Origin of the sequence: Nocardia mangyaensis (assembly GCF_001886715.1) — a bacterium.
In the GTDB taxonomy this organism is placed as follows: domain Bacteria; phylum Actinomycetota; class Actinomycetes; order Mycobacteriales; family Mycobacteriaceae; genus Nocardia; species Nocardia mangyaensis.
In genome coordinates, this window is record NZ_CP018082.1 from 2,885,112 (window position 1) to 2,911,397 (window position 26,286).

The window sequence follows — 26,286 nt, forward strand, 5'->3', positions numbered from 1 at the left end:
TCTGACGCGATTCTGAAGCCCTATCTATCTAGCGTAAGCTATTGACGAAAGTGGTCTGGGTCACTAAAGTTGCCTTGAGCTTGGCCCCGTGTCGTGGGTCACGCGACACGGGGCACTAGGACAACAAGAAGCGATTTGTTCGATCTGCTTGTGATCGGCCCCTTCGTTAAGGAGAACGTGGTATGAAGACCGGCGTTATGTCGATGAACACCGACGAGTGCGGCATCAGCCCTTTGGATATGGCTCGGCTTGTCGAAGACAGCGGTATCGAGTCGTTGTGGTTGCCGGACCACTCGCACGTGCCGGTGGGAGGGGCGATAGCTACCGAGAAGAAGGCCGAGTACGGCGGTGGCGAGGAACGCGAAGAGCGATTCAAGGTGTCGCCTGGCCACCTGCCTCGCGAGTATTACCGAAACTACGATCAGCTAACCACCATTGCGGCGATGGGTGCTGTGACGTCCATCCTCAATCTGGGCACGGGAATTTGCCTCGTCGTTCAGCGCGAGCCGTTGTTCCTCGCCAAGCAATTGGCAACCATCGACCATTTTACAAATGGTCGGTTGATTTTCGGGGTCGGCGCCGGTGCGGGGTGGAACCGCGGCGAGCTGGAGAACCACGGGGTGGTGCTCAAGACCCGAACCGACTTGATGCTCGAGCGGGTCGATGCCATGAAGCAGATCTGGTCCGAGGATCAAGCGGAGTTCCACGGCGAGCACGTCGACTTCGACCCGGTCTTCAGCTGGCCGAAGCCGATCAGTAAGCCTCATCCGCAGATCCTGATGGGTGGCATGGGGCCCACAGTTCTGGACCGCGTGCTCAGCCATGCAGACGGGTGGTTCCCTGGTCATACCGACAGCACCTTCGACCAGCTGGGCGACCGAATCACCGAGCTGCGCGAACGTGCGGCAAGCCAGGGCCGGACGGTGGACGTCACGATCAACTTCGGTCGCCTCGAGTTCGTCGAGCAGTACGCCGCCATGAAGCCGGACCGGGTCGTGTTCATGATCCCGGCACTCATCAGCGGAGCCGAGAAGCGCAAGTTCATCCAGGAGCTGGGCGCATTGGCCCCTCAGCTGGCAAATTACGCACCTACGGTCGCGTGATGACTTCGCGGATGCGTATCGGGATCTTGGGTGCTGGCTCAATCGGGTCCACGGTGACGAGGAGGCTGAGCCAGGCCGGGCACGATGTGAAAGTAGCGAATTCCCGCGGGCCCGAGACCATTGACTCGTCGCTGTGTGAGTTCGGTGCGCGACGGGTCGAGGCGAATGAGGTCGCGGCCGACGTCGACGTGCTGATTACCTCGATCCCGTTCAACAAAATGCCCGGAATTGTGGCGTTGATTGAAGTCCTCTCGGCCAAGGCGATAATCATCGATACGTCGAACTATTATCCGCACCGTGACGGGAACGTTCCCGTAGTCGATGCAGGACAGGTTGAGAGCGGGTGGGTGTCCGAAGTTCTCGGACGTCCTGTCGTGAAGGCATGGAACGCGATCACTGCGCAGTCGTTCGCAACGAAGGCGACACCGTCGGGAACGGAAAACCGGATCGCCATTCCGGTTGCGGGAGACGACGCCGTCGGACGCGACGTCGCTATGCGTCTGGTCGAGGAAACTGGATTCGACGCTTTTGACGCAGGTTCCATTGAGGACTCGTGGCGCCAGCAGCCGGCGTCGCCGGTGTATTGCACCGATCTGACGCGCGAGGAGATGCCAGCCGCGCTTGCCGCCGCCGACAAGACGAGTGTCCCGCGGATACGTGATCTCAGCATGGCGCTGCTCATCGAGAAGACGCACAGCTATACCAAGACCGGCGATCGGTTCGGCGACTGGCTTGTCGAGTTCAACCGGGTCATCTACATGTAGTCAATCGCTACCCCGACCAGGTCCCGAGAGCTAAGCGCGTGTCTCATGTCGCAGATCGGGCTTTCGCCAATTTCTTGTAGCAGGTCAACGTCGCTGCCAGGGTGAGGAACCCACAGTAGTGAGTCTCCTTGCGGTCGTAGCGGATCGAGAGCCGGTGATAGCCGCCGAGCCAGGCGATGGTGCGTTCGATGACCCAGCGGTGCCTGCCGAGGTGTTGACTCGACTCGATTCCTTTGCGAGCGATTCGGACGCCGATGCCTCGATCCCGCACCCAGTGCCGCAGTTCGTGGTGGTCATATGCCTTGTCTGCGTGCAACTTTCCCGGCTTCCGTCGACGCGGACCGCGCTGGGAACGGATCGCTGGGATGGCTCGCACCAACGGTCGCAGGGCGGCGGCGTCAGGTGTGTTGGCCGCCGAGACCGCGACGGTCAACGGTGTCCCCGTCCGGTCCGACAGTACGTGCAGTTTCGAGCCCGACTTGCCCCGATCGACCGGATTCGGCTCGGTCATCGGGCCGCCTCTTTGCTCGAACCGACGCACCATCGACCAAGACGCGCGGCCAGTCGAGCAAACCCTCGCTGCCGAGCTCATCGAGCACGGCGCACTGTAGGCGCCGCCGTAGACCTGCCTCGGTCCAGGCGGTGAACCGGCGGTGCGCGGTCGGGACAGTGACCCCGAACGAGGGCGGCAGCATCCGCCACACACATCCGCTGGTCAACACATAGGCGACTGCGGTGAACACGGCCCGCTCATCGGTGGGTGCGGTACCGCCACCTTGGCGTCGTGGGGTGAACACCGGTAGCAGTGGCTCGACGAGCTCCCAGAGCTCATCGGGCACCAAACGCAACGACAGTTTGTCGGTCACGACCGAACATCATGTACGACAGCCGATTTCGCCCATGCCGCGACTACTGCCTACGACATGAGACATCCTCTAGCACAACGAAATACAACCGTCGTGCCAAGAGCGCGCTTCGATGGAACTGACTGGGTCCACCTCGGCAATCCGAAGGTGGACCCAGTCAGTTGTCGTCGTCAGAAGTCCGAAGTAGGTGGCTGCAGGACGCCCTGTCCCACCATGCGCTCGACCTCGGCAGTCCCCAGCGCCAGTAGCTCCGCGCAGATGACAAGAGTGTCGCGGCCCATGGAGGGGGATTCCTGGATGGCAGGGATGTTGATGTGTCGTGAGAGGAACGGACGACGGACTGTGTTGAGTGGCTCGTCGAAACCGGGCTGCACCTGCTGCCCGAGATAGTCCCGTGCGACGAGTTGCGGGTTGTCCAGCAGCTCGGGCGGACGATTCATGACGCCGGCTGGAACGCCATGGGACTGGAGCAGCTCCATGATCTCGACGGGGGAGCGGTCCGTGGTCCATCGGTTGATGTGCGCGTTCAACTGCTCGCAGTTTGCCATTCGCGCTTCGGCGTCGGAGAACATCGGATCGGCGGACCATGCGGGATGGCCAATGGCTGAGCAGAAATTGGCCCAGTCAGCGTCGTCGCGAACGCAGATCACGCACCAGTCGTCCTCTCCGGCGCTCTGGAAGGCGCCCCAGGGGGCACCTGGGGCTCGGGTCAGGTCGAGTCCGACTGCTTCCCGGGCGAACTCGTGCGACAGCTGATTGATCACCACCTCCGCCTGAGAAACGCGGATGTCTGCACCGTTGCCGTGATTCCGGCGCCGGATGAGGGCCGAGAGGATAGCCACGCTTGCGATGCGTGCTGCTGCATGGTCGGGGTAGACCGTCGTGGTGTCGCCGAAGCCGCTGGGATCGTCCGGGTACCGCCACAAGGAAGTCAAACCGGCCGCGCTTCTGACGCCGGGGCCGTAAGCGAGCCACGACGCCCAGTCGCCGGTGTCGCCGAATCCACTCGCTGACATCCATACGATCTGAGGGTTGACCGCCGCGAGTTCCGCGTAGCCGAGGCCCATGCGCTCGAGGGTGCCGGGCTTGAAGTTGGAGACGACAACGTCAGCCGAAACGGCGAGCTGCTTGACCAAGTCGCGTCCCTCAGGTGCCCGGGTGTCGACCCCGAAGCTCCTGCGGCCCCGGTTGCCAAGAGCGAAGTTCTTGGCGATGAGCGACCCCGGTTCGCTGCCACCGCGGTACTTGTCCGGGAAGGCGTTGTTCTCGATCTTGATGACGTCGGCGCCGAGGTCGGCGAAAAGCCGACCGACTTCGGCTCCGAAGACGATGCTTCCGAAGTCGATGACCCTGACGCCTGTCAGTGGAAGCGGGGCTGCTCCGCCGGCCAGCGTCTGTGGCGCATTCTCAGCACGAGGCGCAGTCTCCTCGCTGGAGTTCACAACGGCGCCCAGCGATTGGTTGTGTTCGCCCGGGCGGGGCGCGCGGTGGCGGAATCCGATCCGCTCGCCGTCGATCTCCACGAATCCCGAAGGAATTAGGGCTTGAATGTCATCTTCGAGCTCGGCCTTGACGAAGGCGCCCCGTTGCGCGAAGTGGCGTTCCGCAGCTACCTCCGCGAGGCTGAGTACCGGAGCAATCGGGATACCGCGGGTCTGACCCTCTACCGCGAGGTCGGCCTTCGTCCGGTGCCGGAACAGCTCGATGTAGGCGCGCTCCAAAGCGTCCTTCTCTTGATCCCGGCCGAGAATGGTCTGGTACTTGGGATCGCTGAAGACCTCGGGTTCGCCCAGCCAACCGTACATCGCCTTCCACTGACCGGGCGCAAGGACCAGGCACCTGACGAACCCGTCGGCGCACGGGTAGATGGGGTAGGGCTTCGACTGCGGTCGGCCCCATTCTGAACTGTACGGGTCAGTCGGCGCCCCGGCGGTCTTCGTTCCAGCAGACGCGGTTCCTGCGGTTCCGAAGGGCGGATCGACGACCTCGATCGCGGCCTCGAACACTGAGAAGTCTATGTGGTCGCCGTGACCTCGCACCAACCGCTGGTAGTAAGCCGACAAAACTGCCCACGCTGCCTGGGCGGCACTCGAGTGATACGCCAGGTCGAAGGGGATGGTGGCGGGCTCACGTGGCCAAGCACCGGATCGGCTGAGCTGGCTGCCCATCGCGAGGTGGACCGCGTCGGTGGCTACGAAGTCGCTGTACGGCCCCGTGCTGCCGAAGTCGCTGACCGACAGCACGACCAGATGAGGGTAGAGCGCCAGCAGCCCCTCGGCCTCGATGGGATGGTCCGCGTACCTGTGTCCTGCCTGGATGAAGATGTCAGCTGATGCAAGCAGGGTGGAGAAGCGCTCGTCGTCGGCGAGATTTGAAGACTCCAGCGCGACGCTTGTCTTGTTGAAGTTCTCGACCAGGAACTGCAGGTTCGGCTCCGATTTCCGTCCCGTTACGGACAAGCGGGTGGTATCGGATGACTCGACCTTGATGACATCGGCACCGAAGTCTCCAAGGATGCGACCAGTCATGTCGAGCAGACCATCGGTGAGCTCGACCACGCGAACTCCAGCCAAGGGCAGATCTTCCATCTTGCTAGTCATGCGAGGACTCCATCGTAAGGATTGTGAGAGGCGCTGACTGAGTACAGTCACTTTGATGCTATAACAGTCTAGAGCGAGCGCTATATACAATCTCATATCGATCGCTAGATCGACACTGATGATACCGGCCGCTACTGTCGGATAAGAGCAGGTTGGCGGGGCGCTCACGGGTGCCCGAGGAGGACAAATGGTTGCAGTTTTCAGCGAAGATCACGTGAGCCTGCGAGCGTCGATGAAGGGTCTGTTCGCTCAACATTCCTCTGAGTCGGAAGTTCGCCGGCTCATGGCGACAGACGAAGGATATGACCCGGTGCTGTGGCGACAGCTTGCTGCTGGACAGGAGCTGCAGGGCCTTGTCGTGCCCGAGGAGTTCGGTGGGTCGGGTTACACCTGGGTCGAGCTCGGCGTGGTTCTGGAAGAGATGGGCAGAGCACTGTTCTGCGGGCCATACTTCTCCACGGTCGTGCTGGCTGCGACATGTCTGGTGGAAAGTGCTGATGAGTCGGCCCAAAAGGAATATCTCCCGCGAGTCGCATCGGGCGAGGCCATCGGATCGGTCGCATTCGTCGAGGCGTCAGGTCGCTGGGACGAGGCCGGCGTCACGATGGAGGCGAAGAAGGTCGCAGCCGGCTACGAGCTGACCGGCCAGAAGTTCTACGTGCTCGACGGCCACGTGGCTGACTTCTTCGTCGTCGCGGCCCGCACGTCTGGCGAGATCTCGTTGTTCATCGTCGATCGGGAGTCTGCTGGCGTGTCCGCGCATCTCGAGGAGACCCTCGATCAGACGCGCAAGCTCGCGACGGTCACGTTCCACGATGCACCGGCGAGGCTTCTCGGAGCCGAGAACTCTGGATGGTCGATCCTGGGCCGTGTTCTCAAACTGGCCGGGATCGCGCTCGCTGCTGAGCAGGTAGGCGGCGCCCAGGCCTCGCTGGACATGGCCGTTGATTACGCAAAGACACGCATCCAGTTCGGCCAGCCGATCGGAGCGTTCCAAGCGATCAAGCACATGCTGGCCGACGTCATGCTGGAGGTTGAGTCTGCGCGGTCGGCCATGCAGGTCGGTCTAGCCGCAGCGAGCGGTCATGAGGGTCTGGACCTCGACGAGATCTCCCCCCTGGTGCAGGCGTACTGCTCGGACGTGTTCGAGCTGGCGTCGCACCAGAACATCCAGGTGCATGGCGGGATGGGCTTCACGTGGGAGATGGCCCCGCATCTGTACTTCAAGCGAGCCAAGTCGATGGCTCTCTTCCTCGGCAACTCTGACTCTCATCGAGAGCAGGTGGCGAAGGCTCTCGGAGTCTGACCCGGCCTGGGCTCGACCGGCCACCGCTTACCATCGCACACAGGAGTATTCAGCATGAGGAAAGACGCAGCAGCATCCGACAAGCTCCGCCACGAGGTCCGTACCTGGCTCTCCGAGCACTGGAAGGGCGTCGACGATCATCAGTGGCGTCTCGACGTCGTGCTGGCCGGGTGGGCGGTGCCCACCTTCCCCGAGAACGCCTACGGGCGCGGACTGGGCACGGCGCTTGCCCAGGTGGTCGGCGCGGAGTTCGAGGCGGTCGGAGCCCCGCGATCCTGCCAAGACCTAGGCATCAGCGCGGTGCACGGCTGGGTCCGCATGGTCGGTATGGCCGTGGCACGGTTTGGTGGGGCTCAGCTGCGGGAGACCTTCTTGCGCGATCTGCTGGCCGGCGAGGCAGATCACGGCGTGGCTCTCTATAGCGAGCCCGGCGCCGGATCGGATCTTGCCAGTCTGCAGACTAAAGCCACCCTCGTCGGGGATCATTGGGTCGTCAACGGGCAGAAGGTGTGGTCGTCGTCGGCGGCCGAATCCACGTGGGGCGTGCTGCTGGCTCGTACCGACGAGAACGTTCCCAAGCACCAGGGCATCAGCTTCTTCATTCTCCCGATGCGGCAGTCCGGCGTCGACATCAGACCGATCAAACAGATCACGGGTGACTCGGAGTTCAGTGAAGTCTTCCTGACGGACGTTCGCGTGCCCGTAGAGAACATCGTCGGTGAGGTCAACGGCGGTTGGTCCGTGCTGCAGGAGGTTTTGGCAGCAGAGCGCGAGTGGTTGGGTGCCTACCTCGAGGCCGGCAATCGACCCGGCGTCAGGGCCGAAGAGCTGGATCGCTCCGGCATGGTCAGCAGCGAGGGCTCGGCAGATTTGATCGATGCGGCGCGCAACGCAGGGCGAGCCGATGATTCGGCTGTCCGTCAGGCCATCGCTCAGCTGCACACCTGGCGACTCGTCCACCGTTGGAACAACGAGAGATTGATGTCTGGCGAGGGCGGCAGCAGCCCGGTTGCGGCGGCTGCGCTGGGCAAGCTTGCCTCCTCGCGGATTTTGCATGCGACCGGTCGGTACAAGGCACAGATGCTGGGGCCTGAGGCCATGATGTACGGGTCGAGCCACCGGGCGGGCGAGTCTGTGAACCGGGAGGTCATGAACGCGTTCATCAACTCAGTAGGTGGCGGTTCGGATCAGATCCAGCGCAACATCATCAGTGAGCGGCTGCTGGGCTTGCCACGCGGGCATGCGCCTGACCGCGGGGTGGCGTTCAAAGACATCAAGAAGTCAGCAGCCAGCTGACCCAGCAGCCAGTCGGTGCAGAACCGTAGTTGACGGGAATGAATGTGACCGGCATCATGTGTGTAGCGAACGCTAGTGAAAGTGAGTGGCTCGATGAAGTATGGCGACCAGCTCGAGACGATGCGTCTCTCGCGAGACGGCGCGGTGGCAACGGTTACCTTCACGCGGCCGAACGAGATGAACCGGTTCGACGTGCCGCAGCACGCGGAGTTCGTCGAGGTTCTCCAGTACTTGCGTCGGGCCGAGGACGGTATCCGCGTCGTGATCCTGGCCGCAGAGGGCAAGGCATTCTCCGCCGGGGGCGACGTCGGGAAGGTGCGCGAGGTGGCTGAGGACTTCGGCGCTCGAGCTAAAGCTGTCTCCGAAGGCCTTGAGCTGATGAATGAGCTCTTGTCTTTCCCGCTTCCCATCGTCACGGCTATCCAGGGTGCTGCCATGGGGCTTGGCGCGAACGTCGCTTTCGCGACCGACATCGTGGTCGCATGGCGCCAAGCGAAGCTGGCTGATCCGCACGTCAAGATCGGCCTCGTCGCGGGAGATGGCGGTGCGGTCGTCTGGCCGATCTCCGCGGGCATCCTGCGTGCCAAGCGGCACCTGCTAACGGGTGATCCAATCACTGCGGAAGAAGGGTATGCGTTCGGCCTGGTGACAGATCTGGTCGACAGTCCCGAGGACGTTATTCCCCGTGCTCAGGAGCTCGCAATCAAAATTGCCTCCCTTCCGCCCCTTGCCGTCCAGGGAACCAAGGCGGCGTTGAATCGACTTCTCGGCCAGCGCGCCGGACAGGTTTTGGAGCTGAGCCTGCAGCTCGAGGGCATGACGATGTCGTCACGCGACTTCGTCGAGGCCGCGACGGCATTCATGGAGAAGCGCCCCGGTGTTTACACAGGCACGTGAAGTTGGCCGTTCCCACTACTTTGCTCAACTCCCAACAGGCCATGGAGGTCGCAAGCATGACGATTCACAATGAAGCACCAGTCGCTGTTGAACGAGGGCTGTCAGATCCTGAGATCGTCGACAAGTGGGTTTCGGTCGCCCGATCCCTCGCTCCGCTCGTCGAGTCGGAAGTTGCTCGAGGCACCGAGGACAAGCTCGTAACGCGCAAGGTTGTACAGGCATGGAAGGACGCCGGCCTCTACAGGCTGCTCATTCCTACTCGGCTTGGCGGTGAGGGGCTCGACAGTGCGTCCTATCTGACGGTCGCTGAGGAGATTTCGCGTCAAGACGCCTCGGCTGGCTGGACCTTTGCCATTCACACGGTGGGTACGTTGTTCCCAGGCCTCCTGCTTCCCGAAAGCTCGTACCGCTTGATCATCGGTGACGACGCCGATCGGATCGCGTGCGGTTTCGCGTTCGGCAAGGTTCCCGGAACCGCACGTCCTGTGGACGGGGGCTACCTCGTCGTGTCCGAGCCAATGCCATTCGGATCCGGCACCCAACACGTCGATCGCGTGGCCAGCATGCTGTATCTCCTTGACAGCAATGGAGAAGAGGTCATCGGCGAAGACGGCAAGCCGGTCGTGGTCAACTCCTACATCGACCCCAGCAACATCGAGTGGCTTGGCAATTGGGACCCGGCGGGGCTTCAGGGAACCGGATCAGGTCACTACCGGGTCAAAGAGCACGTGCTGGAAGAAAAGTGGCTGTCAGTAGCCCCGGGCGAGCGGATTTCCGACCCGGTGTTCGGCCAAGGCTTCCTGCCTCTCGTGCACCTGCACCACTCATCTGTTGCTCTCGGCGTTGCCAAGCGGGCCATCGAGGAGGTGGCCAAGTCGGCGAAGGGCCGTCGGCGCGGCGAGGTCGCTGCCTTGGACGAGAACGGAGTGTTCCAGAGCGATTTCGTCCGGATCGACTCGCTGTATCAGAGTGCTCGCGCATTCCTGCTGAGTGCGTATCAGCAGATTTGGCAGGCTGCCCTTCAGGGGCGGGTCACCGAGCAGCACACGGCGCGGGTGCAGCAGGCTGATCATTACGCTCATCGTGTGCTCCGGGACATCGTGTCGACTGCTTCGGTCTGGGCTGGTTCGGACGCCATCCCGAGGGACAATGTTTTTGCTCGGTTGACCAGAGACACTGCGGTCGCTTTGAACCATCTCATGCTCAGCCCTCATCAGACCGCGAACCTGGCCCCGGTGCTGCTCGCGGAGGCACAAACGGGGTCGTCACGCACATCGTGAGCCAAGTGACTCGAGTGGATCGTTCGGCGGCGGCGGCCCGCTCGGCGCCCTCGCTGAACGAGAGTGCTCGGACGCGGGTCGGCCCGGGGCGTGGGGCTGCATCTACCGACCGCTAGAACGCGAAGCTCCCGAAGGCGGACCAGTATCGGCCGCGGTGGAAGGATTGGACAGCTGATCGATGAGCAAAGTGAAGAAGGGTGTGCAATGCGCTCAGGGCGCCACGTACTCCGGTCGGGGCCGTACGCGAAGGAACACGCGCGCGCTGATGGGGTCGGTGCCCTCATGACGCAATCATTCACGCCGGAGCAATTTCGGCAGGTGCTCGGCCAGTATCCCACGGGCGTTGTTGTCGTTACGGCGGTCATCCCCGGTGAGTCTCCGGCTGCGCTGACCATCGGATCGTTCTCGTCCGTCTCCCTCGAACCGCCACTCGTAGCGTTCTATCCGAGCATCGGGTCCAAGACATGGCCGAAGATCCAGGCACAAGGGCGGTTTTGCGTCAACATACTCGGTGCTGACCACGAAGCGCTCTGCCGCGTCTTCGCGTCCAAGGCCGCTGACAAGTTCGACGGAGTCACCTGGCACCCCTCGCCGGGCGGTTCTCCAATTGTCGATGGAGCAGTGGCATGGATCGACTGCGAAGTGGATGATGTGCAGACGCTGGGGGATCACTTCCTCGTCGTCGGACGCGTGAATGCGCTGGAAACGGCCTCCAGGGACTTGCCGCTGCTGTTCTTCCGTGGCGGTTACGGACGTTTTCTCCACTCGTCGTTGGCCGCGTCCGAGTCGGCGCTCGCCGGATTCCTTCCGGTCGTGGAGGCGGTGCGGGCGGAGCTCGAGAGTGTCGCCGATGAGTGTGGAACCGAGTGCAACCTGGCAGCGCACACGCGCGACGAGTTCATCGTGCTGGCCGGGGCGGGATCCCAGGCATCGCCACAAGCGGGCGCCCCTACCCGCGTGGGTCGGCGTTTGCCCTATCTGGCGCCCATCGGCACGACGCTGGCGGCTTGGGGCGACAACAGCGACGTCAAGCGGTGGGCAGCATCTATCGATTCCGAGTCCGGCGATGGGCCGAGCCAGTGGCACGACGTGCTGAGCCTGGTGCGTCGCCGCGGGTACGTGATTGGCCGGGGCGAGATGCCTTATGCGGCGATGGAAGAAGCGATCGACAACCGCCGCAGTGAGCTCGCGGATCCCACCTTGCTGGGTGCGCTGAGCGAGGTCCGCAAGACTATGTTGGATCAGCCTTCTCTCGACACCCCGGACGAGGCCTATGACGTCCGCTCGCTGAGTGTCCCGATCTTCTTGGCGGACGGTCGCGTCGTGCAGATGGGTCTGTACGGCTTGCAGACCGTCATGTCCAACGAGACCGTGCGCTTTTGCATTCAGCGTCTCCTCGAGGCCTCACGTCGGTGCACGGCGCTGCTCGGCGGCAGTTTGCCTGACGATTTTCCCCGACCCATAGAGCCTGACGCGTCCGATCGGTAAGAGGTGCCGAGCGGTCAGGTCGGTAAGGGTTGAGCGGCTCGGTGTACGTAAACATTGTGCCTTGCGCGCGGATATCGGCGTGCGGTTGGCGTCGGGACATGTGAGGCGAGTTGTCGACGAAATCCGGCGCGGCGAAGCGGCCACTTCGTCGGCTCTCGCGGTGGCGCTGCATCGTGGGCGTATGGCGCAGTGGCGCACGCCACCCTTTCGGGTCGCGAGTCAGTCTGTCCTCAGCGTTTCGGCTGCAGGGTCGCTTACACGTCGTCGAAGGTCGGCGAAGGTGGTCGGGGCGCGGTGGGGTCGTATCGCCCGATTGCTCGATGGGCTGTAGTCTTGATGCAGACATATCGAGCGCTATATATACGCTCTCTCGGGGTGTGCCAAGCCCGAGGAGTACTTGTGGGATCCCCGTCGAGCCCAGGGAGAGAAGCCGCCCGCAACGACGACACGCAAGAGAAGGGATCGCGCCAATGGGCGACTTCGTACTGAGCAAGGTTGAAGGTCAGATCGGCTGGCTCACTCTCAACGATCCGGACCGCCTGAACCCCGTCACGTTCGAACGCATCCGCGAGATCAATGCAGCCGCAGAGGAAATGTCGGCTCGCGACGACGTGCATGTTGTTGTCATTACGGGGGCGGGTCGCGCCTTCTGCGCAGGCGCAGATTTGTCCGGCGACGATACCTTTCTTACCAACAACGCGCCGCCGGCGAGCGGTTCAATCACCGATGCGGCCGGTCTGTGGACGCTAACCGCGATGCGCCAGCCCGTAATCGCCATGATCAACGGTGCGGCGGTCGGCTACGGTTTCGAGCTGGCATTACAGGCGGATCTTCGAGTTTGTGCCACGAGCGCCCGGCTCGGGCATCCGGGCGTGAAACTGGGAACCATCACGGACACCGGCGCCGCAACGTGGCTGCTTCCCCGTCTCGTCGGCTGGTCTGTTGCCGCCGAGGTGCTCTACTCGGGCTCGCTGTACGAGGCGGCCGAAGCGCTCCAGATGAGATTGGTCAATCACGTCGTTCCCGACGATGAAGTGTACGAATTCACCGCGCAGTTGGCCAAAACGCTGGCCGCGAACTCGCCCTGGGCGCTGCGGACTACGAAGAGACTGCTCTTCCAGGGTCTCGAGGAGTCGTCCCGAGCGAGCGTCCTGGAGCAGTTCATTAAGGTGAATCAGGGTGACCCGACCTACGATCCGTCGTCTCACTTCACCCGCTTCAGAAAGTGACATCCCCGGCGAAGAGGCGGTCGCCGACCCGGCACGATCTCGTCTTCGAATCCTCGCCTTGGGCCGCGAAATGCGCCGCCTGCCGGCGATGGTCGTGGTCGGCATTTTTTCAGGCAGGACGGCAGCCAGGGCCGTACGTGCAATGTCGAGTGCCTGCTCCCCACCTGCACGACGCAGTCGGCGAGCACGTCCTCCATGAGCGAGGGCCGAAGTCGGACAAGGCAGCAATTGCTGGATCGACGCGCCTGCGATGCAGCCGGAGGGGGATCGTGCAGGATGCCCCGCGGGTTTGCCGACGAGGGCCGGTTCACCGGTCGTGCCTCCTGATAGACCGATCTCGCAATTTCGTATATCTATCGATCGTTAGATTGGTAGGGTAGCGCCGCGGTACCTCCGGTGCAGTCCTCGGCGCCACTCGCACTCAGCACCACAGGACAACAGTCCGGGTGATTGCCACCCCACGGGTCGGTGCATTCACCCGCATATTCATCGATAAGGTTGGGTTGTATGAACCAGTATCTGGAGCGATTTCGCGCGGACGGCAAGGTCGCCATCGTCACCGGAGCCAGCTCCGGTCTCGGACTGGGCTTCGCACTCGCCATCGGCTCGGTCGGGGCGTCGGTCGTCGTCGCCGCGAGGAGAGAGAAGCGCCTCGACGAACTGTGTGGTGTCCTGAACTCTGAGGGAATCGCTGCTCATCCCGTCGTGATGGACGTGACAGGTCCGGATCAGTGCAAGGAATTGGTGAGAGCCACCGTCGATAGGTTCGGATCACTCGATATCCTCATCAACAACGCCGGTCTCGGCGGGTCGATGCCCAGCCACAAGGAGTCACCGGATCATTTCCGCAACATCGTCGATGTAAACCTCATGGGAACGTACTGGATGGCTCAGGCCGCGGCCGATGTGATGGCTCCCGGTTCCGCAATTGTCAATATCGCCAGCCTGCACGGCGTGACGGCCTCACGATTCCCGTCGGCGGCGTACTCGGCGAGCAAGGCCGGCGTCCTCGGCCTGACACGCGATCTCGCGAGTCAGTGGTCGAGGCGACGCGGGATCCGGGTCAATGCACTGTGCCCGGGCTACGTCGAGACAGAGATGACCGGCGAATCGATGGGGCCGCTCTCGGAGATGGTTGAACAGAACAGTATCTTCGGACGGTTCGGGCGTCAGGATGAGATGGATTCCGCGCTGATCTTCCTGGCGACCGAAGCCTCCTCATACATGACCGGTAGCACCCTCATGGTCGACGGCGGCTACAGCGTCGTCTGATCCGGCCATCTGGTTCGTGCATCCCCGCCATCTTTTCGTGGGCGCGGGAACCGGGGCCACGGACGCTCGGATCCGAGGTCTCGGCCTCTCCGACAAGGCATTGCGTGGCGTCGCGGCCGAATCGCACTCCCTGAACTGCTGTCGTTCGGCGGCTCCTGGCACGGAGCCACTGCCAGGCGTTTCAATGATCGTGGTCGGAGCCCGTCCGCACGGCTGACACCTCGTAGACGCGAACTTCATTCTCTGAGAAGGACAGGTCTCGTGCGGCATCGTCGAACACGACGGCACCCTGGCATCGAAGAAGCGGATCACGGACGATCCCGATCCCGATCCCGGTCGCGAGCGAAATCCCATGCGGGCCGATGGTTGCACCACGACCCGCGCCATCGGTCGGCCGGTCTACGCGATTAACCCGATGGCCGTCGCTCGCTACTGTGAACGCCCCCGATGGCCGCGGCCAACATTCTGTGCGTCGATGCCACCTACACCGGCCCATACGGACAGCGACCCCATCCAGTCCATCGCCGACTTGCGTGCCCAACGGGACGCGGTCTGGCGGAGCACCAAAGCCGGCAATGAATTTGCGATCGCTGCTGCGTGGATACCACCCCGATGCTCCTGGCGGCCTTCGCTGACAACTCTGCGACCAACCTCGCAAACCTGGAGTTCGCGCTGTCCTCATTGTCGCCCCGACCCCGGGCCACCGCGGCCAAGCTCATTCGGACCCGGGTCGCGGCTGCGCTGCGCAGGGCACGCCGCCGTGGTCGTACTCCTGCAAGGCGCGGAAAGGTCACCGGCGTCGACCCACCGTGACCCACGCGCCAGAAATTGCGCTGGACGACGGTGGCGCGCGCACGCGGCTTCGCGCAAACCTCAGCCGGTGGTCGAGGACTAGCCGGGGCGACCTCCGAGCGCAATTCGTGTATCCGCACGACAACAACCGGGCTGACTTTTGCCGGGCTCGCGACGGGCCTGGCGAAGCTCAGCCCTACGCTTCGGTGTGTTTGGTGACGAGGCGGACTGCGTAGTGGGTGTAGCGGTCGGCGATTTCGGTGGGGGTGAGCGGTCCGTTGGTGTTGTACCAGTCGAGGATTCCGCCGAGCATGCCGAGGAGGACGCGGGCGGTGAAGTGGGGGTCTTTGTCGTCGAAGATGCCTGCGGTGATGCCGTCTTGGAGTAGGTCTTCGAGTTTGGTTTGTACGAGGTTTCGTTTGGTGAGGTATTTTTCACGGAGGGTGTCGCCGAGGAATCGGTACTCATCGTGGAGCATGGCGAGGTCTCGGCGGTGGGTGTAGTGCAAGGCGACGGTGGTGATGTAGTTCTCGAACCTGTGCAGGGGGTTGTCGTCGGCGTCGGCGAGGCATAGGTCGATGTGGGTGTAGAAGTCGTCGAGGGCGATGTCGAGCAGGGCGAACAGGATTCCCTCTTTGTTGCCGTAGTGGTAGTAGAGGGTTGGCATGGTGAGGTTCGCCCCGGCTGCGATGGCCCGGACTGTGGTGCCGTGGTAGCCGAGTTCCTGGAAGGAGTTCAGGGCGACTGTAAGGATGGGGGTGAGGGGTACGTCGGGGTAGGTGTGCCAGTCGTACTGGCTGAGTGTGGCATCTCCAGCGGCCATATCGGTGCCCTCCACGCGTCTCCTGTTTGGCGTCGCGACCACTAGCGAGCGGTCACTAGAGACTCTATACGCCCGCGCATCTTCGTCAAAGGCTCAACCTATCGAACGCCCGGTAGGCTGCGGGAGCTACCGCGCGACCAGACGAGCCCTGTTGTCCGAAACCGACCCCGCGACGGAGCGGACCCCGCTTCCCATTCACTGGGTTCGAGTAATCGAGCTGAGCTCGGGAGGTTGTCGCGCCGTTCGATCGTTTGGCGACAGGATTGTGCGAGGCATGTTAGCGCTGCAGGGGTCGGCGCGGCGAGTATGTCGGAGCAGTTCATCAAGTTGATCCGTCGTCATCGTGCGATTCAAAAGTGATGACCTGAACGGAGATGCGGCGAGATCGCCGGTACCGCCCGGCACTCTGAGCGCCGGGCGGCGCGATGATGGACGTGGGTGCTACGCAGTTTTTACTGCGTCGTGGCCGGGGTGGGCATCGGCTGATTGATCGTGGTGAAATACTGTGCCACGGCCATGATCGCGATCGGGGCGGCGATCAACAGCTGGCCGGCGAGTGCGCCGAGCGCTCCGATGGCCATGATGCCGCCGATGCAGCCGATAGCGGCTGCGGGGATGAACGGTCCGAACAGGCCGATTATGGTGGCCGAAGCGACCGTCGCACCGGCGATGCCACCGAGGACACACCCGACCGCGCCGCCGCCGATGCCGCCCACGATGCCGCCGATGGTGGCACCAATGTTGATGGTGCCCAGCATGCGGGCGAAAGCTGCCTGCTCACGGTCGTATTGGGTTGTCCATGGCGCCTGATCCTCGAACGGCAGTGCGACCGGCCTATAGATGGCGCGTGCCATATCGAACTGCGGGGTCAGCGTCGCGGTGCGATCTTTGATCTCTGCGGCGATCGGGAATTCGAAATCATCAACACGAAATCGCAATTCCGTGCCGGCGAGTACGGTTCCATCGGCCGCCATGATCTTGAAAACCCCATCCTCGACGGCGAGATCACCGGCGTCGGTGGCGATGATGGTGGATTTTTCGGTAACACTAGCGGTGTAATTCACGCCCTGGTCGGCGGGTTGTGGCGTCGCGAGTCCGGCCTGGGCGGTCGTAACCACCACGGTAGCCAGCAACGTACAGCCAGCGGTAATCATTCTCATCGGGTGCTTCTCTCTTTCGGAGTTCCTCGAACTGCGTTGTCGAGGAAGTGCTGAGCGCGGACCGCGCTTCAATGGGGTTATGGAGATGCGCGCAACTGGCCGTCGTCACCTGGTGACCGCCTGTATGTGGGTATGCCTCTGTTTTTTTGCACAGAGCAAACGGCCTGGTCAGGATGCGCAAATGCGGGCCGTGCGACAGGCTGGGGCCAACTGTAGACAGGTTCGAAAGCGAAAGTGTTCGCCGTGGTAAGCGGCGCGTTCGGCAGACCCGGGCTGTTTCATCGCATCAATACGTTCGACCATGAGCGCGGTACGGGGTTCGGATATTCACCCCGCAGTCCCGCAATTTCCGACTGTTCCACCGCGCGCCCGCATCGATACCGAAAAGGAAACATCATCCGGTAAAGAACCTCCTTGGCCGCATACATTGGGTCCTACGGGTGGCAATCAGGCAGATCCCGGCACCAAATCAAAGGGGCGAAGTCGCCGGGCCACCGTTCACGGCGATCGTGGTCACCCAATCGTGGTTACGGTAGCGCTCACGCGGCGGGCGGCTTGGTGAATCGGTGCCCACGTTCCTCCTCGTTCCCCTCCCTGCCGTACCCGACCTTCTTGTTGACAGGCAAATGTGAGTGGGTCAGAAGGAACAATGGCTCGGTGCCACTGTCTTCGACCAAGCGAGCGAGATTCAGCGGGGGAACACCGCCCGCGTCGGGGTGCATCGAAAAGACGCCGGTCTGCACGATTCTTCTCCTTCATGCTGCCTTCTCCGTTTCAAGGCAATGCCTGTCCACCAGCAATTGATTCGGACATTCTCCGATCGCGACCGCCCACCCTATTCGGACCGAAGTGTGAGTCAGTGCGTGGACTGCCCGGTTCAAGCGCTGCCGTCGCCGTGCGCGCTGCCCGAGGGCCTACTGCTTCGGCGAGAGGCGCTTGCTCATCTCGATCCACATGTGATGTCGGCCATAGGAACGAAGCTACTGGCACCACCATGGAACGTCAATAGCTTGCGCTAGATAGATATCGTATGAGCCGAAGTGACGCGGGCGAAGGTCACGACGGACCGGCGCTGTCTTGGTTCCCGTGCGTGGGATCGGAGTTGTGCAGGACTCGGCGAACAGCAGGTGGGTGAGAGACCAGAGGTTAGGCGAAGGTCAGCGAGCCCATCACAGCCCCAGGCCCACTAGGACGAGCCGGCTTTGTCGCAGGTCGCCGAGCCGTCCGACGGGCGGAGTGGATACCGCGCTGGACAACATCGTCGCGGTTATCGCCCTGTTGGTAGAGGTTTGTATGCTTCCGCCGTCCTTCGGCCCTGACGTGGGCGAGCAGGGGGTGTGGTCCCACAGCGCCATCATGTACACGAACACGCGGTTGATCCTCTGCGGACCGCCCGCCGGAACGCATACATATAGCGAATCAGTTGCTGCGGCACTGATGAGGGGCGTCCGAGAGGAGACCGGTCCGACGGTCACCGGCATCCGGCGTCACGTCGGCCAGAGAATCCTCGGGACCTACAAGGACCTCCCTGAGCGACCAACACCGCGTACGGTCGGTCCAGTTGCTCGACCAATCGCGCGGAGCGGGTCGTTCATCGGTCGAGATGGCTTGTGAGGAACTCTAGTGTTCCGTGCCTGAAATCCGTTGCAGATATCGTGCGAGGGAGTCGAGTATCTCGTCGGCGGTCTTGCGCCAGACGAATGGGCGTGGGTTGGTGTTCTGCTGGTCGACCCAGTCTCGGACGTCTTTCTCGAGTGCAGCGACGCTTTTGTGGACGCTGCGGCGTAGTAGTTGCTGGGTGAGGAGCCCGAACCAGCGTTCGACCTGGTTGAGCCAGGAGGAGCCGGTCGGGGTGAAGTGCACGTGGAACCGTGGGTGGGCGGCGAGCCATTGCTGGACCATCGGGGTCTTGTGGGTGGCGTAGATGCCCCTATGGATGTCAAGCGGCGGTGGGTTGTGATTGCGTGCTCGGTGCGGGTGTCGGATTGGTGATCAGGTAGTAGATCTCCCGTGCGATATAGCGTTTGAGGCAGCGGATGGCCTCGCGGCGAGTCTTGCCTTCGGTGGTGCGTCGGTCGAGGTAGTCGCGGCTGCGCTGGTCCCAGCGCAGGCCGGAGAGCGTGATGCGGTAGAGCGCTGCGTTGGCCTGGCGGTCGCCGCCGCGGTTGAGTCGCCGTCTGTGGGTCTTGCCCGAGGACGCCTGCACGGGGCTGACGCCGCAGAGGGATGCGAAGGACGCCTCGCTGTGCAGGCGGTCCGGATTGTCCCCGGCCGTGACGAGCAAGGCTGCCGCGCTGTCGGGGCCGATTCCAGGACGGTCCAGTAGCACCGGGGTGTGTAGTGCGACGGCATCAGTGATCCGGTGCTCCAGATCACGGATCTCACCGGTCAGTTCACGGATCCGGCGGGCCAGCAGCCGAAGCGTGTGGATCGCGGCGCTGGTGACGTCGTTCGGTGCGGTCGGCGGGAGTTCTGCGCAGCGACGGAAGAGTACGGGATTGCTCAGGCCTCGCGTAGCGCCGGGTCGGCGCTGATCAGTACGGCCTTGAGCTGGTTGATCGTCTGTGTCCGGGCCTTGATAGCGGATGCTTTGGCCAGCTTGAACATTCGCAGCATTTCCACCGGCCCGTCACCTGTCTTCATGCTGCCGGTCGCCCGGCCCGAGGGTACTGCCCGGGCGGCTGTTTCGGCGTCGATGGCGTCGGTTTTGCCGCGGCGGCGGCGAGTGGCCTTGTCTGGCTGATTGACCTCGATCACCTGCACGTCTTCCGCACGCAGGTGCCGAGCCAGTGCCGCGCCGTAGGATCCGGTGCATTCCACCCCGGCCCGCCGCAGCGGACCGAAGGTGCGCGCCCACATCAGCAGCTGCTCGTAGCCGGCCCTGGTCGTAGGGAACGCATGGCTGCCCAGCAAGGCTCCCAAGGGCGTGACCACCGCCGCGACATGTAGATCCTTGTGCGTGTCCACGCCGAGAACGACCTCGCCCGCGGTGTTGTCGTCTTGGCTGGGCAGGACCGGGTGGGGCATGCTGGGCACAGTCGTCTGTCTCCTGACCGGAACTCGGGGAACGGATGGCCGTCGCCGGGCCGGTGGAGGCGGTCAGAACTGTGATGGTGCCCTGTTCACGGCAAGGCCCCTATCGGGACACGCCCCACCGGTCCGGCGGCAGCAAGCACCGCCCAGGGCTGGGCCGACAGATCTACGAAAAGACACCACGGCCGGTTGTCGCACGGGTCAGACCCCAGCCCAGGACGGCACTTGATCATCTTCACAGTTGTCGCAGACCAGGTGCACGTCCAGCTCGTGAGGAACGGCCTTGTCGATGGTGACCAGGAATTTCTTGAACTCGGTGGCGCGGTGGCGGCGGTGGAGTTCGCCGATGACGGTGCCATCGGCGATGTTGAATGCGGCGAACAGGCTGGTGGTGCCGTGACGGGCGTAGTCGTGGGTGCGGCGCTCGGGCATGCCGGGCATCATCGGCAAGACCGGCTGGGACCGGTCCAGAGCCTGCATCTGAGACTTCTCGTCGACACAGAGAACCACGGCTTGTTCGGGCGGATTGTGGTACAAGCCAACGACATCGACGACCTTCTCCACGAACAACGGGTCGGTGGAGATCTTGAAACCATCGGCCAGGTGGGGTTTCAAGTCGAACCGCCGCCAGATCCGCCCGACCGTCGATTTCGACAGCCCGGACCGCCCGGCCATCGCCGACCGCGACCAGTGCGTGGCATCGGCCGGGACCTGCTCGAGGGTCATCTCGACCACCTGCTGCACCTGATCGAGCAGGATGGACGGCGGCCGGCCCGGCCGCGGTTCATCGGCCAGACCAGCCAATCCGTACTCGATGAACCGGTTCCGCCACTTACGCACCGTCATCGCCGACACACCCACCTCAGCGGCAACGTGGGTGTTGAACGCGCCCGGCTCGGCGCAGGCCAGCACGATCCGGCACCGCAACGCATACGCCTGCGTCGACGTCGCCGCTCGCGCACCACGCACCAACTCCCGACGCTGAGCGTCGGTCACTACCAAATCCGGACCCGATCTCGGCCGCCCCGTCCTAGCCACCGCCGAATCCTACAATTGGACAATGGATTTCAGGCGCGGAACACTAGGATGGCACGCGATAACGCAGTGCCAGACGCCGCGGTCGGTCACGAGTCGTGAACCGCACATTCTGGCTCCTGTGACTGTTTAGGTGCGGGGCGGTGAGTGGTTGGAGGCTTCGGCGGGGATGATCACGTGGCCGAACTGGCGGGAGATGTCGGCATCGAGGTCGGAATCGGTGATGATGCCGGTGATCTCGTCGAGGCCGGCGACCTTGGCGAGCGCACGCCTGCCGAATTTCGAACTGTCGGCCACGACGAAGGATTGTCCGGCAGCTGTGATCATCGCCCGCTTGAGAGGCACCTCGAGGGTGTTCATATTGGTAATCCCGGCCTCGATGTCGACTGCGTCGGCACCCAGGAAGGCCCAGTCGACGGTGTAGTCGGACAGGAACGCGATCGCGTGCTCACCGACGAGGGTGTAAACCGATCCCAGCAGTTCGCCTCCGGTGACCAGCAGCCGGACACCCGGCGTTTCGGCAATGTATTTGGCGATGCGCAAATCGTTGGTGATCACGGTTAATCCAGTGTGGTGTCGCAGTGCGCGCGCGATCTCGTAGGTGGTGGAACCACTGTCGAGAATCACTGTCTCACCGTCGGACACGCGGGCCGCGGCCGCCTCACCGATAGCGGCTTTGTCCTCGAGGCGTTCGCCTTCTTTCATGCTGTAGGGCAGCTTCGCGGTGGCCCCGGGTGTCGGGCGGGCGCCGCCATGGGTGCGCTGTGCCTGCCCGGCTCGTTCGAGGGCGTCCAGGTCGCGACGGATTGTCGATGCGTCGACTCCCAGCATGTCAGCGAGCGCCTTGGCCTCGACATAGCCGTCGGTGACCAGGCGGTGCATGATTTCGCGCCGTCGGGTGCTCGCGAGCAAAGGTTGCCTCCCGGAACCTGGTTGGTGGATCAGTGATTGCGACGTACGAGTTCGTGCATCGTACTCGAGCTCCTACTGAAACAGGATATTGACTTCCCCGCGCAGGGTCTGCATGCTTTCGAGCAAAGATTGCGCGAGTTCGTGCGCAACAGACTGCGAGGAATCCGATGAACCGCACACTGAAGTGTTTGGCCGACGAGGGCGTCTCGGTCTGGCTGGACGACCTGAGCAGGCACTTGTTGCGGACGGGCCGGCTGGCACGGCTCGTCCGGTCGGGCACGGTAGTCGGACTGACTACGAACCCGACGATCTTCCACGACGCACTCGGCGAAGACGCGGAATACGAGGAGGAGATGCAGGCTCTGCGTGAGCGTGGCATGTCCGCGCTCGCTGCAGTTCGCGCGTTGACCACCGGAGATGTTCGCGCGGCCTGCGACGTGCTGGCGCCCGTGTACGAAGCAACCGGGGGACGCGACGGCCGGGTATCGATCGAAGTCGACCCGCGATGGGCCCGCGATACCGAACGCACGATCGAGGAAGCTCGGCAGCTGTGGCATATCGTCGACCGGCCCAACGCGATGATCAAGATTCCCGCCACCGTGGAGGGTTTGCCGGCGATCACCACCTGCCTCGCCGAAGGGATCAGTGTCAACGCGACGTTGATCTTCTCCGTGCGGCGCTACCACCAGGTCATCGACGCATTTCTGACGGGGCTGGAAAAGGCGAAGGCCGCCGGGATCCCCCTGTCGGAGATCGGGGCTGTCGCATCGTTTTTCATCTCGCGCGTCGACACTGAGGTGGATCGGCGTCTTGACGCGATCGCGACGTCGGCTGCTGCCGCACTGCGTGGACGCGTCGCGATCGCGAATGCGCGTTTGGGGTATCTGCTGTACGAGAACATGCTGCGCGACAGTCGATGGTTGGAGCTGCGTGCGGCCGGGGCCGCACCGATGCGTCCGCTGTGGGCGTCGACCGGTGTGAAGGACCCCGCCTACGTCGACACCCGCTACGTGACCGAGCTTGTCGCGCCCGGAACGGTCAATACCATGCCGGCGGCCACTTTGGATGCGGTGATCGCGCACGGAACCGTTTCGGGCGATCGTGTCACGACCAACTACGACGATGCCTGGGTAGTCTTCGGCCAGCTCGCCGAGGTCGGGATCGATTTCGAAGAGGTACTCGAGCAGCTCGAACACGAGGGTATCGCGAAGTTTCAGACATCGTGGCAAGCGCTGATCGGGGCCGTCGAGCGGCTCCTGTCGGGGGGTCGGTCATGAGGAGGTCGTCTCAGGACGCCGGTCTCGGTTCGACAGGCGAGTCGTCTGTGAGCCCATCCGAAACGTTCGTGTGGGGCGAATTGGTCGCCCATCATGCGGAGTTGGCGGCGACGACAATGGGGGAGCTGTTCGATCGCGATCCTCGGCGCGGGTCCGCCCTGTCCGCAAAGTATGACGGTCTCGTACTTGATTATTCGAAGAACCTGATCACCGAACGCACCGTGAGTTTGCTGATGCGTCTGGCCCGCGAGCGTGGTCTGGCTACGGGGATCGAGGCGATGTTCGGCGGCGCGCGAATCAACACGACCGAGGATCGAGCGGTGCTGCATACCGCTCTGCGTTCTCCCGCAGGTGAGACCGTTCTGCTGGACGGTGTCGATGTGGTCCGCTCGGTGCACGACGTCCTGGGGCGGATGAGCCACCTCGCCGAGGAGATTCGGTCGGGGCGGTGGTGTGGCGCAACCGGCCGTCCGGTTCGGACAGTGGTGAACATCGGTATCGGTGGGTCCGATCTCGGACCGGCGATGACCTACCACGCGTTGCGCGAATTCGCGCAGGACGGGGTCGAGGCACGGTTCGTCTCGAACGTCGACGGTCACGACATCGACCGGGTCCTTCGTGGGCTGGACCCTGCAACGACGCTGTTCGTCATCTCGTCGAAAACGTTCACCACGGTCGAGACGTTGATCAACGCCCGCACCGCCCGACAGTGGCTGGTGGATCGACTCGGTGCCGACGCGGTGGGGAAGCATTTCGTGGCGGTATCGACCAACGCCGATGAGGTGGCTGCGTTCGGGATCGATCCGGCCAACATGTTCGAATTCTGGGACTGGGTCGGTGGACGGTATTCGGTGCCATCGGCGATCGGGCTGTCGCTCATGATCGTCATCGGCTCCGGGCAGTTCCGTGAGCTCCTGGCCGGAGCGCACAGCATCGACAGCCACTTCCGCATGGCTCCACTCGAGGACAACCTGCCCGTGTTGCTCGGCCTGCTGGGTATCTGGCATCGAAACTTCTGTGGTGCACAAGCTTTGGCAGTTCTGCCGTATGATCAACGGCTCGCCTTGCTGCCGGCCTATCTCCAGCAGCTCGACATGGAGAGCAATGGCAAGTCCGTTGATCGGTACGGACGTGCGATCGCTGTCGATACCGCGCCGATCCTCTGGGGTGCGCCGGGCACGAACGGGCAGCACGCCTTCTTCCAGCTGCTGCATCAGGGAACAACCATTGTCCCGAGCGACTTCATCGGCGTACTCGAGCCCGCTCACTCGCATCGGGCGCACCACGACCTGCTGATGGCGAACCTGTTCGCGCAAACCCGAGCTCTGGCTTTCGGCGACCTCGGTAATGCCGGTGAGCGGCCGCCTCACCGTTCGTTTGCGGGCGATCGGCCGAGCAACACGATCCTGCTTCCGCGTCTCACCCCGTACACGCTGGGGCAACTGATCGCGTTGTACGAGCACAAAGTGTTCGTGCAGGGCTGGATCTGGGGAGTGAACTCGTTCGACCAGTGGGGCGTCGAACTCGGGAAGAAACTCGCCACGAGCATCCACGACGATCTCGAATCCGATCGAGCACCCAGCTTGGACAGCTCCACCAACGCACTCATGAGGCGCTACCGGCGTGTCCGTCGATCGGGCATGGCCGATCATTCAACCACTGCTAACGACGAAATGATCTGAAATATGACTTCCTTCAGTGTGACCGCTCAGATCGGTGTGACCGGCCTTGCCGTCATGGGCAGCAACATCGCCCGTAACCTCGCTCGCCACGGCTATACCGTGGCTTTGCACAACCGCAGCGTCGCCAAGACCGACGCGCTGCTCGGCGCTCACGGAAACGAGGGCGCGTTCGTTCGCACCGAGACCATCGAGGAATTCGTCGGCGCTTTGGAGAAGCCGCGGCGAGTGCTGATCATGGTCAAGGCGGGCGAGGCCACCGACGCGGTGATCGAGGATCTGGCCGCGGTCATGGAGCCCGGCGACATCATCATCGACGGCGGCAATGCCCTCTACACCGACACCATCCGCCGCGAGGCAGCGATGACGGCTCGAGGTCTGAACTTCGTGGGGGCGGGGATCTCCGGCGGTGAGGAGGGCGCGCTCAACGGGCCTTCCATCATGCCGGGCGGGCCGAAAGAGTCCTATGAGTCGCTGGGGCCGTTGCTGGAATCGATTTCCGCGAAGGTCGACGGCGTTGCTTGCTGCACCCATATCGGCCCGGACGGCTCCGGTCATTTCGTGAAGATGGTGCACAACGGCATCGAATACGCCGACATGCAGCTTATCGGCGAGGCCTACCACCTGCTGCGCGACGCTCTCGGCTTCGACGCCGGGCGGATTGCCGAGGTGTTCACCGACTGGAACTCCGGTGAACTGGAGAGCTACCTGGTGGAGATCACCGCGGAAGTGCTTCAGCAGATCGACACAACCACCGGCAAGCCGCTGGTCGATGTCATCGTAGACGCCGCCGAGCAGAAAGGCACCGGCAGGTGGACGGTCAAGTCCGCGCTGGACCTCGGCGTACCCGTCACCGGGATCGCGGAGGCCGTCTTCGCCCGCGCGTTGTCGGGATCGCGCGCGCAACGCAGGGCCGCCGATGGCCTGGCCTCCGGGATGCTGGCGGAGAACCCCACCGATGCAGCGCAATTCACCGAAGATGTCCGCAAGGCCCTGTACGCCTCCAAGATTGTCGCCTATGCCCAGGGCTTCGACCAGATCGCGGCCGGCAGCACCGAATACGGCTGGGGTTTGTATCCGGGTGATTTGGCCACCATTTGGCGTGGGGGTTGCATCATCCGGGCCAGCTTCCTCGACCGCATCAAAGAGGCCTACGAGGGCAACCCGGACCTGCCGAGCTTGATCCTGGCCCCCTATTTCCGCGAGGCCATCGCCGAAGCTGTGGACAGCTGGCGCCGTGTCGTCTCCACCGCTGTCCGGCTGGGGATCCCGGTGCCGGCCTTCGCTTCCTCGCTATCTTACTACGACGCTCTCCGCGCCGAACGTCTTCCCGCCGCCCTCACCCAGGCTCAGCGTGATTTTTTCGGCGCCCACACGTATGAACGCACCGACAGACCGGGCAAATTCCACACGCTGTGGAGCGGAGACCGCAGCGAACTACGCACCGAATGATGTGGTAGTCGACATCGTCGCG

19 protein-coding genes and 2 pseudogenes are annotated in these 26,286 nt (G+C 63.2%); 12 read left to right on the forward strand and 9 right to left on the reverse strand.

The features are described 5' to 3' along the window. The first annotated feature begins 182 nt into the window (after window positions 1-182). Together BOX37_RS13170 and BOX37_RS13175 are read left to right on the forward strand one after the other, a co-directional pair. Window positions 183-1,103, forward strand: a complete 921-nt coding sequence (locus BOX37_RS13170) for a TIGR03619 family F420-dependent LLM class oxidoreductase (protein ID WP_071927902.1) — start codon at window positions 183-185, stop codon at window positions 1,101-1,103. After that, a complete protein-coding gene (locus BOX37_RS13175) occupies window positions 1,103-1,867 on the forward strand; it encodes an NADPH-dependent F420 reductase (RefSeq protein ID WP_206045819.1) in 765 nt (254 codons plus the stop codon). The genes BOX37_RS13170 and BOX37_RS13175 overlap by 1 nt, the downstream gene beginning before the upstream one ends. 43 nt (window positions 1,868-1,910) lie before the next feature. Here the strand turns inward: BOX37_RS13175 and BOX37_RS33285 are convergent. Next, window positions 1,911-2,733, reverse strand: a protein-coding gene (locus BOX37_RS33285) for an IS5 family transposase (protein ID WP_206045820.1) whose coding sequence is annotated in 2 segments (ribosomal slippage) — window positions 1,911-2,384 and window positions 2,386-2,733 — 822 coding nt in all. Because the reading frame shifts where the segments join, the coding sequence is not laid out codon by codon here. 170 nt (window positions 2,734-2,903) lie between these two features. Further along, window positions 2,904-5,333 carry a CaiB/BaiF CoA-transferase family protein gene (locus BOX37_RS13190; protein WP_167659931.1) on the reverse strand — a complete coding sequence of 810 codons (2,430 nt, stop codon included), beginning with the start codon at window positions 5,331-5,333 and terminating at the stop codon, window positions 2,904-2,906. Between the two features lie 187 nt (window positions 5,334-5,520). Between BOX37_RS13190 and BOX37_RS13195 the strand changes: the two genes are divergently transcribed. From BOX37_RS13195 to BOX37_RS13225, 7 genes are all read left to right on the forward strand, one after another. Next, complete coding sequence (locus tag BOX37_RS13195) at window positions 5,521-6,639, forward strand: acyl-CoA dehydrogenase family protein (RefSeq protein WP_071927904.1); 1,119 nt, start codon at window positions 5,521-5,523, stop codon at window positions 6,637-6,639. A 54-nt stretch (window positions 6,640-6,693) separates the two neighbouring features. Further along, the gene (locus BOX37_RS13200) at window positions 6,694-7,935 is read left to right on the forward strand and encodes an acyl-CoA dehydrogenase family protein (protein ID WP_071927905.1); all 1,242 of its coding nucleotides are present in this window, start codon (window positions 6,694-6,696) and stop codon (window positions 7,933-7,935) included. A gap of 93 nt (window positions 7,936-8,028) precedes the next feature. Next, window positions 8,029-8,832: an enoyl-CoA hydratase/isomerase family protein gene (locus BOX37_RS13205; protein ID WP_071927906.1), complete on the forward strand. Its 804-nt coding sequence runs from the start codon at window positions 8,029-8,031 to the stop codon at window positions 8,830-8,832. Window positions 8,833-8,888: 56 nt separating this feature from the next. Next, a complete protein-coding gene (locus tag BOX37_RS13210) occupies window positions 8,889-10,112 on the forward strand; it encodes an acyl-CoA dehydrogenase family protein (RefSeq protein WP_167659932.1) in 1,224 nt (407 codons plus the stop codon). A 282-nt stretch (window positions 10,113-10,394) separates the two neighbouring features. Beyond that, window positions 10,395-11,600 (forward strand): flavin reductase, encoded by a 1,206-nt coding sequence (locus BOX37_RS13215; protein ID WP_071931461.1) that lies wholly within the window; start codon window positions 10,395-10,397, stop codon window positions 11,598-11,600. 470 nt (window positions 11,601-12,070) lie between these two features. After that, window positions 12,071-12,829 (forward strand): enoyl-CoA hydratase/isomerase family protein, encoded by a 759-nt coding sequence (locus BOX37_RS13220; RefSeq protein ID WP_071927908.1) that lies wholly within the window; start codon window positions 12,071-12,073, stop codon window positions 12,827-12,829. Between the two features lie 507 nt (window positions 12,830-13,336). After that, the gene (locus tag BOX37_RS13225; RefSeq protein ID WP_071927909.1) at window positions 13,337-14,101 is read left to right on the forward strand and encodes an SDR family NAD(P)-dependent oxidoreductase; all 765 of its coding nucleotides are present in this window, start codon (window positions 13,337-13,339) and stop codon (window positions 14,099-14,101) included. A gap of 988 nt (window positions 14,102-15,089) precedes the next feature. Here the strand turns inward: BOX37_RS13225 and BOX37_RS13230 are convergent. From BOX37_RS13230 to BOX37_RS13260, 7 genes and pseudogenes are all read right to left on the reverse strand, one after another. After that, a complete protein-coding gene (locus tag BOX37_RS13230) occupies window positions 15,090-15,731 on the reverse strand; it encodes a TetR/AcrR family transcriptional regulator (RefSeq protein WP_156910383.1) in 642 nt (213 codons plus the stop codon). Between the two features lie 437 nt (window positions 15,732-16,168). Next, complete coding sequence (locus BOX37_RS13235; RefSeq protein WP_071927911.1) at window positions 16,169-16,876, reverse strand: DUF8020 domain-containing protein; 708 nt, start codon at window positions 16,874-16,876, stop codon at window positions 16,169-16,171. A gap of 539 nt (window positions 16,877-17,415) precedes the next feature. Beyond that, the gene (locus BOX37_RS13240) at window positions 17,416-17,619 is read right to left on the reverse strand and encodes a hypothetical protein (RefSeq protein WP_071927912.1); all 204 of its coding nucleotides are present in this window, start codon (window positions 17,617-17,619) and stop codon (window positions 17,416-17,418) included. 877 nt (window positions 17,620-18,496) lie between these two features. After that, window positions 18,497-18,862 (reverse strand): transposase, encoded by a 366-nt coding sequence (locus BOX37_RS13245; protein WP_338039868.1) that lies wholly within the window; start codon window positions 18,860-18,862, stop codon window positions 18,497-18,499. Further along, window positions 18,816-19,903: pseudogene (locus BOX37_RS13250) on the reverse strand (IS110 family RNA-guided transposase). The gene BOX37_RS13245 and the pseudogene BOX37_RS13250 overlap by 47 nt, the downstream one beginning before the upstream one ends. A gap of 225 nt (window positions 19,904-20,128) precedes the next feature. After that, a pseudogene (locus BOX37_RS13255) lies at window positions 20,129-20,947 on the reverse strand (IS630 family transposase); the annotation flags it as partial. Window positions 20,948-21,073: 126 nt separating this feature from the next. Beyond that, entirely contained in the window at window positions 21,074-21,856 is a 783-nt protein-coding gene (locus BOX37_RS13260; protein WP_071927913.1) for a DeoR/GlpR family DNA-binding transcription regulator, read from the reverse strand. A gap of 167 nt (window positions 21,857-22,023) precedes the next feature. On the opposite strand from BOX37_RS13260, the gene tal reads away from it, so the two are divergent. From tal to gndA, 3 genes are read left to right on the forward strand one after another with little or no spacing between them, the layout of a single operon-like run. Next, window positions 22,024-23,133, forward strand: a complete 1,110-nt coding sequence (gene tal / locus BOX37_RS13265) for a transaldolase (RefSeq protein ID WP_071927914.1) — start codon at window positions 22,024-22,026, stop codon at window positions 23,131-23,133. Beyond that, window positions 23,130-24,815, forward strand: a complete 1,686-nt coding sequence (gene pgi / locus BOX37_RS13270; protein WP_071927915.1) for a glucose-6-phosphate isomerase — start codon at window positions 23,130-23,132, stop codon at window positions 24,813-24,815. The genes tal and pgi overlap by 4 nt, the downstream gene beginning before the upstream one ends. A 3-nt stretch (window positions 24,816-24,818) precedes the next feature. Then, the gene (gene gndA / locus BOX37_RS13275) at window positions 24,819-26,264 is read left to right on the forward strand and encodes an NADP-dependent phosphogluconate dehydrogenase (protein WP_071927916.1); all 1,446 of its coding nucleotides are present in this window, start codon (window positions 24,819-24,821) and stop codon (window positions 26,262-26,264) included. The last annotated feature ends 22 nt before the right edge of the window (window positions 26,265-26,286 follow it).